The 16,214-nt window shown below is 70.4% G+C and carries 12 protein-coding genes; 7 read left to right on the top strand and 5 right to left on the bottom strand.

The genetic code is table 11. From position 1 onward, the window contains the following. Positions 1–4: 4 nt before the first annotated feature. Together ACF08D_RS22445 and rpsF are read right to left on the bottom strand one after the other, a co-directional pair. A complete protein-coding gene (locus tag ACF08D_RS22445; RefSeq protein ID WP_392224513.1) occupies positions 5–586 on the bottom strand; it encodes a single-stranded DNA-binding protein in 582 nt (193 codons plus the stop codon). Positions 587–661: 75 nt separating this feature from the next. Then, on the bottom strand, positions 662–952 hold the full coding sequence (rpsF, locus tag ACF08D_RS22440) for a 30S ribosomal protein S6 (protein ID WP_004950685.1): 291 nt from the start codon (positions 950–952) through the stop codon (positions 662–664). A gap of 272 nt (positions 953–1,224) precedes the next feature. Between rpsF and ACF08D_RS22435 the strand changes: the two genes are divergently transcribed. From ACF08D_RS22435 to ACF08D_RS22425, 3 genes are all read left to right on the top strand, one after another. Continuing rightward, positions 1,225–1,539, top strand: coding sequence for a hypothetical protein (locus ACF08D_RS22435; RefSeq protein WP_392224512.1), 315 nt, complete (start codon positions 1,225–1,227; stop codon positions 1,537–1,539). Between the two features lie 108 nt (positions 1,540–1,647). Beyond that, positions 1,648–2,766 carry a lipid II:glycine glycyltransferase FemX gene (locus tag ACF08D_RS22430; protein ID WP_392224511.1) on the top strand — a complete coding sequence of 373 codons (1,119 nt, stop codon included), beginning with the start codon at positions 1,648–1,650 and terminating at the stop codon, positions 2,764–2,766. Between the two features lie 108 nt (positions 2,767–2,874). Beyond that, positions 2,875–3,906, top strand: coding sequence for an alanine racemase (locus ACF08D_RS22425; RefSeq protein ID WP_392224510.1), 1,032 nt, complete (start codon positions 2,875–2,877; stop codon positions 3,904–3,906). A 91-nt stretch (positions 3,907–3,997) separates the two neighbouring features. On the opposite strand, the gene ACF08D_RS22420 is transcribed toward ACF08D_RS22425, so the two are convergent. After that, positions 3,998–5,491, bottom strand: a complete 1,494-nt coding sequence (locus tag ACF08D_RS22420) for a glycosyltransferase family 87 protein (RefSeq protein WP_392224509.1) — start codon at positions 5,489–5,491, stop codon at positions 3,998–4,000. A gap of 183 nt (positions 5,492–5,674) precedes the next feature. Next, a complete protein-coding gene (locus tag ACF08D_RS22415; RefSeq protein ID WP_392224508.1) occupies positions 5,675–8,410 on the bottom strand; it encodes a transglycosylase domain-containing protein in 2,736 nt (911 codons plus the stop codon). A gap of 373 nt (positions 8,411–8,783) precedes the next feature. Between ACF08D_RS22415 and ACF08D_RS22410 the strand changes: the two genes are divergently transcribed. From ACF08D_RS22410 to ACF08D_RS22400, 3 genes are all read left to right on the top strand, one after another. Then, positions 8,784–9,497 (top strand): helix-turn-helix transcriptional regulator, encoded by a 714-nt coding sequence (locus ACF08D_RS22410; RefSeq protein WP_392224507.1) that lies wholly within the window; start codon positions 8,784–8,786, stop codon positions 9,495–9,497. 49 nt (positions 9,498–9,546) lie between these two features. Next, a complete protein-coding gene (locus tag ACF08D_RS22405) occupies positions 9,547–10,629 on the top strand; it encodes an inositol-3-phosphate synthase (protein ID WP_392224506.1) in 1,083 nt (360 codons plus the stop codon). Between the two features lie 81 nt (positions 10,630–10,710). Further along, positions 10,711–11,979 (top strand): MFS transporter, encoded by a 1,269-nt coding sequence (locus ACF08D_RS22400; protein ID WP_392224505.1) that lies wholly within the window; start codon positions 10,711–10,713, stop codon positions 11,977–11,979. Between the two features lie 120 nt (positions 11,980–12,099). Here ACF08D_RS22400 and ACF08D_RS22395 read toward each other — a convergent pair whose 3' ends face one another. Continuing rightward, entirely contained in the window at positions 12,100–13,566 is a 1,467-nt protein-coding gene (locus tag ACF08D_RS22395) for a CCA tRNA nucleotidyltransferase (protein ID WP_392224504.1), read from the bottom strand. A 204-nt stretch (positions 13,567–13,770) separates the two neighbouring features. On the opposite strand from ACF08D_RS22395, the gene ACF08D_RS22390 reads away from it, so the two are divergent. Continuing rightward, positions 13,771–16,191, top strand: a complete 2,421-nt coding sequence (locus tag ACF08D_RS22390) for a DUF6049 family protein (protein ID WP_392224503.1) — start codon at positions 13,771–13,773, stop codon at positions 16,189–16,191. Positions 16,192–16,214 lie beyond the last annotated feature (23 nt).

Genomic DNA, 16,214 nt, shown 5'->3' with positions numbered 1-16,214 from the left:
GGACCTAGAAGGGGGGCTCGTCCGAGTAGCCGCCGCCGGAGCCGCCGGAGCTTCCGCCCCAGCCGCCCCCGCCGCCCTGCTGCTGGCCACCGGCCGGCGCGCTGGTCGCCCACGGGTCGTCGGCGGGAGCGCCGCCACCCTGCTGGCCACCACCCGGGGCTCCGCCCCAGTTGCCGCCGCCCTGCTGCTGGCCACCGCCGTAGCCGCCCTGGCCGCCGCGACCGGTGGTCTTGGTGACCTTGGCCGTGGCGTTCTTGAGGCTGGGGCCGACTTCCTCGACGTCCAGCTCGAAGACCGTGCGCTTGACGCCCTCGCGGTCCTCGTAGGACCGCTGCTTCAGCCGGCCCTGCACGACGACGCGCATGCCTCGCTGAAGCGACTCGGCGACGTTCTCCGCCGCCTGTCGCCAGACCGAGCAGGTCAGGAACAGGCTCTCGCCGTCCTTCCACTCATTGGTCTGACGGTCGAAGGTGCGGGGGGTGGACGCGACACGGAACTTCGCGACCGCCGCACCGGACGGGGTGAAGCGCAGCTCGGGGTCGTCGACAAGATTGCCGACGACCGTGATGACGGTCTCGCCTGCCATGGGGAACCTCTCGGCGGGATTGCTGCTGGCTGCTTGCTGCTGCTACTCGAAACCCGATGACCTCTGAGCGGAAGCTCAGTGGGTCTCGGGACGGAGGACCTTGGTCCGGAGGACCGACTCGTTCAGGTTCATCTGGCGGTCGAGCTCCTTGACGACCGCAGGCTCGGCCTGCAGGTCGATGACCGAGTAGATGCCCTCGGGCTTCTTCTTGATCTCGTAAGCGAGACGACGACGGCCCCAGGTGTCGACCTTCTCGACCTTTCCGTTGCCCTCACGGACGACGGAGAGGAAGTTCTCGATCAGCGGGGAGACAGCGCGCTCCTCGAGATCGGGGTCGAGGATGACCATCACCTCGTAGTGACGCATGTGGAACCCACCTCCTTTGGACTCAGCGGCCACGGTCGTTCCGTGGCAGGAGGGTCGTGATGCGTACGCAACGGTATCCGCCGCCACTGACAATCGCCCTCAGCGAGTGAGGGACCCTGATCAGGGCATGGGCAGACACCGGTGCAGACCGTACAGAGTACCCGCACACCGGCTTCCGGTTGAAATCCGGTGGCCGGGGGACGCAATCTGTACACATCGGGTGCGGGCGGCGCTACGATGCGCCGCCCTCCGGCACAGCCAGGAGGTTCCTCATGGCCCAGGCATTCCACCGCCACCCCACCTCGTCCCTCTTCGCCACGGACGGCAAGCCCCACCCCCTCCAGGACACCCTGATGGCGGTGACCCTGGTGCTCGGTGTGCTGGCCTTCGTCACGGCCCAGTTCCACAGCCTCCACCTGATCAGCTCCTGGGCGGGCCTGGTGGGCGTGGTCACCGGCGGCTACGGCCAGTTCATCTCCGAGACCACCCGCGAGCGCACGGTGCTGATCATCGGCATGGGCGCCTCGGCAATCGGCCTCGGGCTCGGAATGGCCCACGGCGGCCTGTTCGGCGGGGTGCTCGGTTAGGCCCACCTGGCGTACGGCCAGTCGGGGCGCTCCCCGGTGCCAGTAGGCTTCGCGCGAGAGCCGGAGCCCCTGTACCCATGGGGACACACCTGCCGAGGAGCGCCCCGCATGAGCCTGACCCTGAGGACCATCAGCCGAGAGCAGCATCTGGCGTACATCCAGACCCTGCCGTCGGCGAGCCACTGCCAGGTCCCCGCATGGGCTGATGTGAAGACCGAGTGGCGGTCGGAGAACCTGGGCTGGTTCGACAAGAACGGCGAGCTGGTCGGCGCCGGCCTGGTGCTGTACCGCCAGCTCCCCAAGGTGAAGCGCTACCTCGCGTACCTCCCCGAGGGCCCGGTGATCAACTGGTACGCGCCCAATCTGGAGGACTGGCTCCAGCCGATGCTGGCGCACCTGAAGCGGCAGGGCGCGTTCTCGGTGAAGATGGGCCCCCCGGTCGTCATCCGCCGCTGGGACGCCGGCGCGATCAAGTCCGGCATCCAGGACCCGGACGTCAAGCGGCTGCGGGACGTCGAGGCGACGCACATCGAGCCGCGCGCCTTCGAGGTGTCCGACCGGCTGCGCAAGATGGGCTGGCAGCAGGGCGAGGACGGCGGCGCGGGCTTCGGCGACGTACAGCCGCGCTACGTCTTCCAGGTGCCGCTGGCCAACCGCTCGCTGGACGACGTCCTCAAGGGCTTCAACCAGCTGTGGCGGCGCAACATCAAGAAGGCCGAGAAGGCCGGCGTCGAGGTCGTGCAGGGCAGCTACGAGGACCTCGCCGAGTGGCAGCGGCTGTACGAGATCACCGCCGTGCGCGACCGCTTCCGGCCGCGGCCCCTGTCGTACTTCCAGCGCATGTGGACCGTCCTCAACAACGAGGACCCCAACCGCATGCGGCTGTACTTCGCGCGCCACAACGGCGTGAACCTGTCGGCCGCCACCATGCTCGTGGTCGGCGGGCACGTCTGGTACTCGTACGGCGCCTCCGACAACATCGGCCGCGAGGTCCGGCCGTCGAACGCGATGCAGTGGCGGATGCTGCGCGACGCGTACGCGATGGGCGCGACCGTCTACGACCTGCGCGGCATCTCGGACTCGCTCGACGAGACCGACCACCTCTTCGGCCTGATCCAGTTCAAGGTGGGTACGGGCGGCGAGGCCGTCGAGTACATCGGCGAGTGGGACTTCCCGCTGAACAAGCTGCTGCACAAGGCGCTCGACATCTACATGTCGCGCCGCTGACGCACCCCGAACGACCCGTGGGCCCCGCACGTCGCCCACGACCCGTACGTCTCGCGCGTTCCGTACGTCTCGCACGTCACGCACATACAGAAAGGTTCCGGGCCGGCCATGGCGCTCTCCCTCTACGTCGACACCGCTCGCTGGCGGGCGCACCAGAAGTCCGTGATCGACCAGTTCCCGGGCCTGATCCCGGTGTGCAAGGGCAATGGTTACGGCTTCGGCCACGAGCGGCTGTCGGAGGAGGCGTCCCGCTTCGGGGCCGACATGCTGGCGGTCGGCACCACGTACGAGGCGGCCCGCATCAAGGACTGGTTCAGCGGGGACCTGCTGGTCCTGACGCCGTTCCGGCGCGGTGAAGAACCGGTTCCGCTGCCGGACCGGGTGATCCGGTCGGTGTCGTCCGTGGACGGCGTCCACGCCCTCGTCGGGGCGCGCGTCGTCATCGAGTGCATGAGCTCCATGAAGCGGCACGGCATCGGCGAGCACGAGCTGGGCCTGCTGCACGCGGCGATCGAGGACGTACGCCTGGAGGGCTTCGCGCTGCACCTCCCGCTGGACCGCACCGACGGCACCGACGCCGTCGAGGAGGTCATCGGCTGGATGGACCGGCTGCGGGCGGCGCGCCTGCCGCTGCACACCATGTTCGTCAGCCACCTCAAGGCGGACGAGCAGGCCCGGCTCCAGCAGCAGTTCCCGCAGACCCGGTTCCGGGCGCGCATCGGTACGCGGCTGTGGCTCGGCGACCACGAGGCCACGGAGTACCGGGGCGCGGTGCTGGACGTCACGCGGGTCGCCAAGGGTGATCGTTTCGGCTACCGCCAGCAGAAGGCCGCCTCCGACGGCTGGCTGGTGGTCGTCGCCGGCGGGACGTCGCACGGTGTGGGCCTGGAGGCGCCGAAGGCCATGCACGGGGTGATGCCGCGCGCCAAGGGCGTGGCCCGGGCCGGGCTGGCGACGGTGAACCGCAATCTGTCGCCGTTCGTGTGGGCGGGCAAGCAGCGCTGGTTCGCCGAACCGCCGCACATGCAGGTGTCGATCCTGTTCGTCCCGTCGGACGCCCAGGAGCCGAGGGTCGGCGACGAGCTGGTCGCCCACCTGCGGCACACCACCACCCAGTTCGACCGCGTGGTCGAGCGCTAGGCCCTGTCGTCCGGCGGGGCGGCCCTGCCCGGGCCGTCCGGCCGCCCGGCCGCAGGCCCGCTCCGGGGCCGCCCTTGCCGAGGCGCCGGGATCACTCCCGTACCGCGCCCCACTCCACCCGCGGCCCCTGCACCGCGCGGGCGGCGCCGCCCGGCGGCGCGTGCCCGGCCCGGCCGCCCAGCACGAACACGTCCCCGGCCCGGTCCAGGACGCCCCCGGACGGGTCGTCCGACCCGTCGCGCCGCACCCCGTCCCGCTCGGGCAGCAGGATGTCCCGGACGATCATGGCGCACAGGAACAGCGTCCCGACCAGGTGCAGGACGATGGCGAACTGGTACCCCTCCGTGGGCAGCCCCTGCTTGTTGCCGCTCGTCGTGTAGGCCAGGTACATCCAGATGCCGCCGAAGTACAGGACCTCGCACGCCTGCCAGATCAGGAAGTCCCGCCAGCGGGGGCGGGCCAGGGCGGCCAGCGGGATCAGCCACAGCACGTACTGCGGTGAGTAGACCTTGTTGGTGAGGATGAACGCCGCGATCACCAGGAAGGCCAGCTGGGCGAAGCGCGGCCGCCGGGGCGCGGTCAGCGTCAGCAGGGCGATACCGGCGCAGGCGAGCAGCATCAACGCGGTGGCGTACGTGTTCACCGTCTCCGGCTCGATCTCGGCGCCCGTGCGCTGGGTGATGACCAGCCAGAACGAGCCGAAGTCGATACCGCGCTCCTGGCTGAAGGTGTAGAACTTCTTCCACCCCTCGGGCGCCAGCAGCATCACCGGCACGTTCACCACGAGCCAGGCGCCGGCCGTGCCCAGGGCGGCGAGTCCGAACTCCCGCCACTTCCCGGCCCGCCAGCAGAGCAGCAGCAGCGGGCCGAGCAGCAGGAACGGATAGAACTTGGCGGCCGTGGCGAGCCCGAGCAGGACACCGAAGGCGAGCGGCCTGGCCCGGGACCACAGGAGCATGGCCGCGGCGGTCAGGGCCACGGCGAGCAGGTCCCAGTTGATGGTGGCGGTGAGCGCGTAGGCGGGCGCCAGGGCGACCAGCAGGGCGTCCCAGGGCCGGTCGCGGTGGGTGCGGGCGACGCAGACGGCGAGGACGGCGACGCAGATCATCAGCATGCCCGCGTTGACCATCCAGTACATCTGCTCGCGGTACACGAGGTCGCCGTCGAACGGGAGCGTCAGCCAGGACGCGACCTGCATGAACAGCCCGGTCAGCACCGGGTATTCGAGGTACTCCATGTCGCCGCCGAGGCGGTCGAAGTACGGGACGAGCCCCTCGGCGAAGCCCCGGCCGACGAACAGGTGGGGGATGTCGGAGTAGCAGGCGTGGGTGTACTGCGAGCTGGTGCCCCGGAACCAGGCCCAGTTGTAGCAGGGCAGCTTCTGCACCATGCCGAGCGCGAACATCCCGATCGCCACGAGCGCGACCACCCGCACGGGCGAGAGGGCGCTGTCGCCGAGCCGCGCCCAGCGCCCGACCGGGCCGCCGATCAGCTCGCTGCCGGCGGCGGCGACCTCGTCCCTCCGGGTCGGGGACACGACGGGCCGGTCCGGGTGGGCACGCGTCGTCTTGTGTGGGCTCGGCATGGGGACATCCTGCCGTACGGGGCTGTCGGCCCGCGCAGCCTGTGGACAACGGCTCACACCGGGGCCGAACGCAGAGGGCCGCCGCACCCGGTACGCGCGCGTGGCGCGTGCTCCGGGTGCGGCGGCCCTCGTCGTACGACCGTCGCGGGACGCGGGGGAAGCCGTGCGGAAGACGGGCGGGCGCTAGCCCTCCGTCCCGCCGAACCAGCCTCCGTTCCCACCGCCGTTTCCGTTGCCGTTGGTGTTGCCGCCGGTGGGCGTCGGTGGGCTGGGACTGGTGCCGCCGGTCGCGCCACCGTCGTCCGTGCCTCCGGTGTCCGTGCCGCCCGAGTCGGTGGCCCCGCCGTCCTGGCCGCCGTCCTGGCCGCCGTTCTGGCCTCCGGAGTCCTCCTCGCAGTCCCAGTCGAACGGACCGCAGGAGGGTTCGGCGGGCTCGCTGCTCTGCGACTGCGACGGGGTCGGCGACGGGCTCTGGCTCTCCGACTCCGACGGGGACGGCGACGGGGAGGGGTCCGACGGCGTCGGCTCGGGGCTCGCGGCGCCGCCGCCGTACACGGTGTCGGCCTCCAGCTCCTCGGGCTCGGGGAACGGGATCACCTCCGCGCCCTTGAGCGCGGTCGACATGTACTTCTGCCAGATCTCCGACGGGAACGACGATCCGTGGATCTTCTTCTGGCCGCCCGTCCCGAACATCTCCAGGAACTTGCGGTTCTTGTTCGCCGCGTTGTCGTCCATCCGGTACATGTCGATGGCGGTGGCCAGCTGCGGTGTGTAGCCGACGAACCAGGCCGACTTGTTGCCGTCGGTGGTGCCCGTCTTGCCGGCGACCTGGCGGCCGGGGATGGCCGCGTTGTTGCCGGTGCCCTCGGGGTCCTCCACGACGTCCCGCAGGACGTCGGTGACATTGCTGGCGATGGCGGTCGAGAAGGCCTGCTCGGTCTTCGAGTCGTGCTCGTAGATCGTCTCGCCCTGCCTCTTGACCAGCTTCACCGAGTACGGCTCGTGCTGCTTGCCGTTGGCGGCGAAGGTCGCGTAGGCACCGGCCATGCGGATGGCGCTGGGGTCGGAGATGCCGATGGAGAACGACGGGACGTTGGCGCCGACCAGGCTCTCCTTGCGCAGACCCGCCTGGATGGCGGTCTGGCGGACCTCCTCGATGCCCACGTCCATGCCGAGCTGGACGAAGGGGGAGTTGGCCGAGTGGATCATGGCCTCGCGGAGGTTGATGTCTCCGTAGTCCTGGTCACCGTCGTTGACCTGCTGCCACTCCTCGCCGTCCTCGTTGTGCCAGACGCTGCCGTTGTAGTTCTTGATGGTCAGCTTGTTCTTGCCGTTGTAGTACGTCTTGTCCGGGTCGACGGTCCGGCGCTGGTCGGGGCCCTGCACGGCCTCGCCGCCGGGGTCGCGGACGCCGTACTCCATGGCCGCGGCCAGGACGAAGGGCTTGAACGTCGAGCCGACCTGCGCACCGGTCTGGTCGGCGTTGTTGGTGAAGTGCTTGGTCGCGTCGGAACCGCCGTAGATGGCGACGATCGCGCCGTCCTTCGGATTGACGGAGGCGCCGCCGAACTGGACGTGGGTGTCCGTGTCCGGGCGCTTCTCCGGGTCGATGTTCTCCTTCTCGACCTTCTGCACGGCGTTCTTCAGCGCCTCGACCTTCTTGCGGTCGAAGGTCGTGTGGATCTCGTAGCCGCCCAGGGCGAGGTCCTTGGAGGTGACGCCCAAGTCGTTGTTGTTGATGAAGTACGCCTTGGCCAGGTCGACCATGTACCCCACCTGGCCCCCGAGCCGCGCCTCCTTCTTCGGCGGGTCGGGCATGGGGAACTCGGTGAACTTGGCGCGCTCGGCGGCATCGAGGTGGCCGTCCTTGACCATCTCGTCGAGGATCCACTTCCACCGCTTGGTGGCCGCCTCGGTGTTGGCCGCCGCCGTGGCCCGGGGGTCGATCTCCGGCGAGCCCGCCGGGTCGTAGTAGGTGGCGCCCTTGAGCAGGGTGGCGAGGAACGCGCACTCGCTGGCGCTCAGCTTGCTCGCGTCCTTGTTGTAGTACGTGCGGGCCGCCGCCTGGATGCCGTACGCGCCGCGGCCGTAGTAGGAGGTGTTGAGGTAGCCGGCCATGACCTTCTCCTTGGGCTCCTCCACACCCGCCTTCAGGGAGATGAACAGCTCCTTGGCCTTGCGGCTGAGGGTCTGGCTCTGGTCGTTGAGCATGGCGTTCTTCACGTACTGCTGGGTGATCGTGGAGCCGCCCTGGGTCTGCCCACCGGTCGCCATGTTGTAGACGGCACGGCCGATGCCCTTGGGGTCGACGCCCTTGTCCTTCCAGAACGTCTTGTTCTCCGCGGAGATCACCGCGTACTGCATGGCCTCGGGGATCTTCTCGTAGTCGAGGATCTGCCGGTTGACCTCACCACCCGTGGCGGCCATCTGCGTGCCGTCCGAGTAGAAGTACACGTTGTTCTGCGCCGTAGCGATCTTGACCGGGTCGGGGACCTCGACCATCGAGTAGATGACCGCAGAGGCCCCGAGGAGCGTCGCGGCGAAACCGAGGAACGTCCCGGTGACGAGCTTCCACGAGGGCACCCAGCGGCGCCAGCCGTCCTTGTGGTGGCGGGGGTAGTCGATCAGCCGCTTCTTGTCCGGCGGGCCGCCCCGGCCTCCCCGGGCGGCCCGGCCGGCCGCCACCGCTCCGGCGGCCTCGGCTCCCCGGCGGCGCCCGCCGCGCTGCGCGGCCCGGCGGGCCTCGGCACGGCCGCCGTGGGACCGCTCCTCGCCACCGCCGTACGGGTCGGCAGGGGCTCCCGCACTGGTTCCTCGCGCCTGAGCCGCCCTGCGGCCCGGGGGCTGCTGGGCGGCTCGCCTGGCCGCGGCACGTCCGCCACCCTGCGGCTGCGGCGGTTTGCGACGGTGCTCGCTCATCGAACGACTACTCCTCGGGCAGGCGAGTACGCCTGGAAGCGGCAGCTTGGTTCCGGTCCCCCCGAAATGGATACGGACGGGCCCTGGCCGGGGCTCATCCGCGATGCACTCAGGACGAGGACGCCCGAAGACGCCGCATGGTTCCCACTGGTGTGCATGCCGCACAGACTACGCACGGTCAAAAACCGCCGAGGCCCGAACTTCACCCCAAATCAGGCAAGTCGTTTACTGCGAATTGACTATGTGACGCCGCTCACCCTAACCGCCCTTGTCGGGACTGCCGGGCCGATCTATCGTCGGGATGTATCGACTCGATACATCGGTACGGCATGAGCAGCACGGGTCACGGCACCAGGCACCGAGGAGGCAGCGGATGAGCAGGCGCTCCGGCATCCTCGAATTCGCCGTCCTCGGCCTGCTCCGCGAGGCCCCCATGCACGGGTACGAGCTGCGCAAGCGGCTCAACACCTCGCTGGGGATCTTCCGCGCCTTCAGCTACGGGACGCTCTACCCCTGCCTCAAGACGCTGGTCGCAAACGGCTGGTTGATCGAGGAGCCGGGCAGCGCCCCCGAGGACGCCCTCGCCGCCTCGCTCGCGGGCCGCCGGGCCAAGATCGTCTACCGGCTGACGGCCGAGGGCAAGGAGCACTTCGAGGAGCTGCTCTCCCACACCGGCCCGGACACCTGGGAGGACGAGCACTTCGCGGCCCGCTTCGCCTTCTTCGGGCAGACGGAGCGCGAGGTGCGGATGCGGGTGCTGGAGGGCCGGCGGAGCCGCCTGGAGGAGCGCCTGGAGAAGATGCGCGCCTCCCTGGTCCGTACGCGCGAGCGCCTGGACGACTACACGCTTGAGCTGCAGCGGCACGGCATGGAGTCCGTGGAGCGCGAAGTGCGCTGGCTGAACGAGCTCATCGAGAGCGAGCGGGCGGGGCGGGACCGGCGACGGCCCGGCTCCGGTGCCCCGGAGACCGACCGGGCTCCCGGGGGCTCCGCCGCTCAGCAGGACGACACATCTGGAGAGACGGGCGGCCTGCCCCGGCACGGGGGCAGTACCCGGCCGGATCCGTCCGACGACACCGCCAAGTGAGGCTCTGCGACCCGCAGAGCTTCGAAGATCAACACAGGGAGCAACCGGAATGGGTTCGGTTCGCGTAGCCATCGTCGGCGTGGGCAACTGCGCCGCCTCGCTGGTGCAGGGCGTCGAGTACTACAAGGACGCCGACCCGGCGGGCAAGGTGCCGGGTCTGATGCACGTGCAGTTCGGCGACTACCACGTGCGTGACGTCGAGTTCGTGGCCGCCTTCGACGTGGACGCGAAGAAGGTCGGCCTCGACCTCGCGGACGCCATCGGCGCCAGCGAGAACAACACCATCAAGATCTGCGACGTCCCGTCGACGGGTGTGACGGTCCAGCGCGGCCACACCCTGGACGGTCTGGGCAAGTACTACCGCCAGACCATCGAGGAGTCCGCCGAGGCCCCGGTCGACGTCGTCCAGGTCCTCAAGGACAAGCAGGTCGACGTCCTCGTCTGCTACCTGCCGGTCGGCTCCGAGGACGCGGCGAAGTTCTACGCCCAGTGCGCCATCGACGCCAAGGTCGCCTTCGTCAACGCCCTCCCGGTCTTCATCGCCGGCACCAAGGAGTGGGCGGACAAGTTCACCGAGGCCGGTGTCCCGATCGTCGGCGACGACATCAAGTCGCAGGTCGGCGCCACCATCACGCACCGCGTGATGGCGAAGCTCTTCGAGGACCGGGGCGTCGTCCTGGACCGCACGATGCAGCTGAACGTCGGCGGCAACATGGACTTCAAGAACATGCTCGAGCGTGAGCGCCTGGAGTCCAAGAAGATCTCCAAGACGCAGGCCGTCACCTCGCAGATCCCCGACCGCGACCTGGGCGAGAACAACGTCCACATCGGCCCGTCGGACTACGTGGCCTGGCTGGACGACCGCAAGTGGGCGTACGTCCGCCTGGAGGGCCGTGCCTTCGGTGACGTTCCGCTGAACCTGGAGTACAAGCTCGAGGTGTGGGACTCCCCCAACTCGGCCGGTGTCATCATCGACGCCCTCCGCGCCGCGAAGATCGCCAAGGACCGGGGCATCGGCGGCCCGATCCTCTCCGCGTCCTCGTACTTCATGAAGTCCCCGCCGGTCCAGTACTTCGACGACGAGGCCCGTCAGAACGTCGAGAAGTTCATCAAGGGCGAGGTCGAGCGCTGAGGCTCCGCCTCCCGTCCGCTCACCCCGAAGGTCCCCGTGGCATCTGCCCGGGGGCCTTCGCCGTGTGTGACCCTTGCTGGCATGCCTGCCGTACGTGATCTGCGCGTACTCGTGCGCCTCACCGACTTCCGCCGCCTGCTGGCCGTGCGGCTGCTGTCGCAGTGCGCCGACGGGGTCTATCAGGTGGCCCTCGCCACCTATGTCGTGTTCTCCCCCGAGAAGCAGACCTCCCCCGCCGCGATCGCCTCCGCGATGGCGGTCCTGCTGCTCCCCTACTCCTTCGTCGGCCCCTTCGCGGGTGTGCTGCTGGACCGCTGGCGGCGACGGCAGGTCTTCCTCTACGGCAATGTGCTGCGCGCCCTGCTCGCCACCGGCACGGCCTTCCTGATCCTCTCCTCCGTGCCGGACTGGCTCTTCTACGCGTCGGCCCTGTCCGTGACGGCCGTGAACCGGTTCGTCCTCGCCGGGCTCTCGGCCTCGCTGCCCCGGGTCGTGGACGCCGACCGGCTGGTGATGGCCAACTCCGTCTCGCCCACCGCCGGTACGCTCGCCGCCACCGCGGGCGGCGGGCTGGCCTTCGTGGTGCGCCTGGCGGGCGCCGACTCCGACGCGGCGGTGGTGCTGCTGGGCGCCGGCCTCTATCTCTGCTCGGCCCTCGCCTCGCTGCGCCTGGGCCGCGACCTGCTCGGCCCGGACCCGGACGCGGTGCAGCCCCGGCTGGGCGCGGCACTGGCCTCCACGGCCCGGGGGCTGGTGAGCGGGGTGCGGCACCTCCGGCAGCGCCGGGCCGCGGGCCGGGCGCTCGCCGCGATGACGGTCATACGCTTCTGCTACGGCGCTCTGACCGTGATGGTGCTGATGCTCTGCCGGTACGCCTGGACGTCGACCGAGGCGGATGGGCTGGCCCTGCTGGGTCTGGCCGTGGGCATCTCGGGCGCCGGGTTCTTCGCGGCGGCGGTGCTGTCGCCCTGGGTGGTCGACCGGGTGGGGCCGGGTGGCTGGATGATCGTCTGTGTCGCGTCCGCCGCGGTGCTCGCTCCGGCCCTGGGGCTGGCGTTCCGGCCCGCGCCCATACTGGTCGCCGCCTTCGTCCTGGGGGTGGTCAGCCAGGGCGTCAAGATCGCCACGGACACCGTGGTGCAGCTGGCGGTCGACGACTCCTACCGGGGCCGGGTCTTCTCGCTCTACGACGTCTTCTACAACGTGGCGTTCGTCGGCGCGGCGGGAATCGCCGCGCTCATGCTGCCCCCCGACGGCCGTTCGGTGGCGCTGGTCGCCCTGGTGGCCGCCCTGTACGCGGGCACCGCCGTCACGCTGTTCCGCTGGAAACGCGGGGGAGCCCTGCGGTAGCGATCGCGCGGGCCCTACGCACGCAGAGAGGGGCGATGTTTCACGTGAAACATCGCCCCTCCCGGAGTGGCCGACCGGCCGGCGGGGGTCATGTTTCACGTGAAACATGACCCCCCCTGCTCAGCCCTGGGCGGCCCACCACTCCTTGAGCGCCGCGACGGCGTCGTCGTACTCCATCGGCCCGTTCTCCAGGCGCAGCTCCAGCAGGAACGTGTACGCCTTGCCGACCTCGGGGCCGGGGCGGATCCCCAGCACCTCCTGGATCTGGTTGCCGTCCAGGTCGGGCCGGATGGCGTCCAGCTCCTCCTTCTCCTGCAACGCCGCAATGCGCTCCTCCAGCCCGTCATAGGCGCGGGAGAGGGCGGCGGCCTTGCGCTTGTTCCGGGTGGTGCAGTCCGAGCGGGTCAGCTTGTGGAGGCGGCTGAGCAGCGGGCCCGCGTCACGCACATAGCGGCGTACGGCGGAGTCGGTCCACTCGCCGGTGCCATAGCCGTGGAAGCGCAGGTGCAGCTCCACCAGCCGCGAGACGTCCTTGACCATGTCGTTGGAGTACTTGAGCGCGGTCAGCCGCTTCTTCGTCATCTTGGCGCCGACCACCTCGTGGTGGTGGAAGGAGACCCGTCCGTCCGGCTCGAACCGGCGCGTGCGCGGCTTGCCGATGTCGTGGAGCAGCGCCGCCAGCCGCAGGACGAGGTCGGGGCCGTCCTCCTCCAGGTCGATGGCCTGCTCCAGCACGATCAGCGAGTGGTCGTAGACGTCCTTGTGCCGGTGGTGCTCGTCGCTCTCCAGGCGCAGCGCGGGCAGCTCGGGCAGGACGCGCTGGGCGAGGCCGGTGTCGACCAGCAGGCCCAGCCCCTTGCGCGGGTGCGCGGAGAGGATCAGCTTGTTGAACTCGTCCCGCACCCGCTCGGCGGAGACGATCTCGATCCGCTCGGACATCCGCTTCATCGCGTCCACGACATCGGGGGCGACCTCGAAGTCGAGCTGGGCGGCGAACCGGGCGGCGCGCATCATCCGCAGCGGGTCGTCCGAGAAGGACTCCTCCGGGGTCCCGGGGGTCCTCAGCACGCGCCGGGCCAGGTCCTCCAGTCCGCCGTGCGGGTCGATGAACTCCTTCTCCGGCAGCGCGACGGCCATCGCGTTGACGGTGAAGTCCCGGCGCACCAGGTCTTCCTCGATGGAGTCGCCGTAGGACACCTCCGGCTTGCGGGAGGTCCGGTCGTACGCCTCGGAGCGGTACGTGGTGATCTCGATCTGGAAGACCTGGTCGGCGCCCCCGACCCGGGACGCCTTCTGCGCACCCACCGTGCCGAAGGCGATCCCGACCTCCCACACCGCGTCGGCCCACGGCCGGACGATCTTCAGCACGTCCTCGGGCCGGGCATCGGTGGTGAAGTCCAGGTCATTGCCGAGCCGGCCGAGCAGTGCGTCCCGTACCGAGCCCCCGACCAGGGCGAGACAGAAACCGGCCTCCTGGAAACGGCGGGCGAGATCGTCGGCGACCGGGGACACGCGCAGTAGTTCACTGACCGCACGGCGTTGCACCTGGCTCAGGGCAGTCGGGTTGTCTTCGTTGGCGTTCGGCACAACAGAAAAGGGTACGTGCCCCGGCCCCGGGCGGCGCCCCGGTTTCCCGGGGCCCGGCGCTTCCTCCCCGCGGCCGGCCCGCGCACCCCGGGCGATCACCTGGAGCAGTCCGCGGCACTTAGCCACGGCGCTCCTCGTTACCATGCGTGGACGCAGGAACCGACGAACCACCACCGGCAACAGACGACGAGGACGGGCGAGCGCGTGGCCGAGGCGGCAGACTTCCAGAGCACCGGTCGCTCTCCTGCCCAGCGGTGGCTACGGCGCGTGGCCGTGGCGATCGCCGGAGTGCCGGTGCTGGCCGGGCTGCTGTACGTCCCCGCGGCGCCGCCCGCCGCCGCAGCGACTCCTGCGGCCGCGCCCGCGGCGGCTCCGGCGGCCGAGAAGGCGTCGCCGTCCCGGACCGTCGATGTGTCCCTGGACACGTTCACGCCCACCGCTCCGGTCGAGGGGGACACCCTGACGATCAGCGGCACGGTGACCAATGACGGCAGGGAGACGGTCAGCGGGGGCCAGGTCGACCTGCGGGTCGGATCGCGCATGACCGGCCGGGGAGCCATCGACACGGCGGCCAGGCGCAGCGGGTTCACCCCCGGCGACGACGGCGCGCCGCTCGGCGGCCCGTACAGCGTCAGGATCCCCACGCTCGCGCCGGGGATCAGCAAGGACTTCACCCTTTCCGTGCCGGTCGAGAAGCTCGGCCTGGACGAGGACGGTGTCTACCCGCTCGGTGTCTCCCTCTCGGGCCGGACCGCACGCGCGAACTACGACCAGGTGCTCGGGATCGAGCGGACCTTCCTCCCCTGGCAGCCGGCGGCCACCGAGAAGAAGACGCAGGTCAGCTACCTCTGGCCGCTGATCTCCTCGACGCATCTGTCCGCCGAGACCGGCTCCGACGACCAGCAGACACCCGTCTTCGAAAACGACGCCCTGGCCGCGGAGCTGGCCCCGGGCGGACGGCTGGAACGGCTCGTCTCGCTCGGCGCCGAGCTGCCCGTCACCTGGGTCGTCGACCCGGACCTGCTGGCCACGGTCGACGCGATGACCCGGAACTACCAGGTGAAGGACGGCACGGAACGCGTGCCGGGCAAGAACCAGGCCGTCGCCAAGCAGTGGCTGAACAGCCTCGACAAGGCCGTCCAGGACGACAAGGTGGTCGCCCTGCCCTACGGCGACCCGGACCTGGCCTCGCTCGCCCACCGGGGCAAGGACGTCTCCGGATCGCTCAGCCACCTCCGGCCGGCCACCGAGGTCGCCGAGAGCACCGTCGAGACGATCCTCCATGTGAAGCCGTCCGTGGACTTCGCCTGGCCGGTCGACGGCGCGGTCGACCCGTCGATCGTGGACACCGCGACCTCCGCCGGCGCCGACAAGGTGATCGCGCGCAGCGACAGCGTCCGCGACGAGCTGCCGTACTCACCGAACGCCGCCCGGCCCATCGGCGGCGGCACCACGGCCGTGGTCGCCGACGCGTCGCTGTCCACGGCCTTCCACGGCGACATGACCGACGCGGGCACCTCGACACGGGCCGTCCAGCGCTTCCTCGCCCAGACGCTCGCCCTCACCCACCAGCAGCCCGGCAAGCAGCGCAGCATCGTGGTCGCCCCGCAGCGCATGCCGACCGCCGCCCAGGCCCAGTCCATGGCAACCGCGCTGCGCGCCCTGTCCGCCCAGCGCTGGACGCAGCCCAGCGACCTGATCGCCGCCGCCGACGCCACCCCGGACGCCCGCGCCACGACAAAGGTGCCGAGCGCCCGGAAGTACCCGGCGAGCCTGCGCAAGCGGGAGCTGCCCGTCCAGGCGTTCCAGGACATGCAGGCCACCCAGGGGACGCTGGACAACTTCAAGGTCATCCTCACGGCCGCGTCCCGCGTGGTCACGCCGTTCGGGAACGCGATCAGCCGCGAGATGTCGACCTCCTGGCGGGGGCACGCCGGGGAGGCCCGGGCGTACCGGACGAGCGTCCAGGAGCACCTGCGGGACCTCACCACCGAGGTACAGCTGATCGACAAGTCGGACCTGACGCTCTCGGGCCGCAGCGCGACCATCCCGGTCACCGTGCAGAACCAGCTGCTCCAGGGGGTCGAGCACCTGGTGCTGAGGCTGACGTCGACCAAGCCCACCCGCCTGAAGCTCAACGGCGGCAACACCGTCGCCGAGCTGCCGGTACGGATCGACGGCGGGCACAGCCAGTCGGTGAAGTTCACCGCGTCCGCCAACGCCAACGGCCCGGTGCCGATGACGGCGCAGCTGTACACGGAGGACGGCAAGCCGTACGGCAAGCCGATGACCTTCACCGTCAAGGTCTCTGAGATCACCCCGACGGTGATGCTGGTGATCGCCGGCGGTTTCCTGCTCCTCGCCCTCGCCGGCATCCGGATGTACACCCACCGCAAGCGCGCCGCCGCGCGCGACGCCGAGGCCGCCACCGGCCCGGCGGGTGACACCGCGCCCGAGGCGGAGGAGACGGACGCGGACGGATCTGAGTCCGGGAGCGGCACCGGTACGGACCCGTCCGGGGCGACCGCGCGGAGCGGCGATCCCGAGCAGCCGAGTGACCCTGCGCCGGACACCGGAGCGCAAAGCACCGACCCGTCGGGCCAGGGTGAGAAGGTGGACCGTTGAGCGATGTCGTGGCCGGCCGGCCG

The sequence above is a fragment of the Streptomyces sp. NPDC015131 genome, assembly GCF_043079975.1.
GTDB lineage: Bacteria > Actinomycetota > Actinomycetes > Streptomycetales > Streptomycetaceae > Streptomyces.
Note: the sequence above shows the minus strand (reverse complement) of the source record. Positions and strands in the feature narration are given on the sequence as shown.

What these genes read in the sequence shown, in the direction of transcription:
- ACF08D_RS22410 (WP_392224507.1), top strand. Translation starts at nt 8,784, where the DNA reads ATGAGCAGGCGCTCCGGCATCCTCGAATTCGCCGTCCTCGGCCTGCTC.
- ACF08D_RS22435 (WP_392224512.1), top strand. Translation starts at nt 1,225, where the DNA reads ATGGCCCAGGCATTCCACCGCCACCCCACCTCGTCCCTCTTCGCCACG.
- rpsF (WP_004950685.1), bottom strand. Translation starts at nt 952, where the DNA reads ATGCGTCACTACGAGGTGATGGTCATCCTCGACCCCGATCTCGAGGAG.
- ACF08D_RS22415 (WP_392224508.1), bottom strand. Translation starts at nt 8,410, where the DNA reads ATGAGCGAGCACCGTCGCAAACCGCCGCAGCCGCAGGGTGGCGGACGT.
- ACF08D_RS22405 (WP_392224506.1), top strand. Translation starts at nt 9,547, where the DNA reads ATGGGTTCGGTTCGCGTAGCCATCGTCGGCGTGGGCAACTGCGCCGCC.
- ACF08D_RS22445 (WP_392224513.1), bottom strand. Translation starts at nt 586, where the DNA reads ATGGCAGGCGAGACCGTCATCACGGTCGTCGGCAATCTTGTCGACGAC.
- ACF08D_RS22430 (WP_392224511.1), top strand. Translation starts at nt 1,648, where the DNA reads ATGAGCCTGACCCTGAGGACCATCAGCCGAGAGCAGCATCTGGCGTAC.
- ACF08D_RS22420 (WP_392224509.1), bottom strand. Translation starts at nt 5,491, where the DNA reads ATGCCGAGCCCACACAAGACGACGCGTGCCCACCCGGACCGGCCCGTC.
- ACF08D_RS22425 (WP_392224510.1), top strand. Translation starts at nt 2,875, where the DNA reads ATGGCGCTCTCCCTCTACGTCGACACCGCTCGCTGGCGGGCGCACCAG.
- ACF08D_RS22400 (WP_392224505.1), top strand. Translation starts at nt 10,711, where the DNA reads ATGCCTGCCGTACGTGATCTGCGCGTACTCGTGCGCCTCACCGACTTC.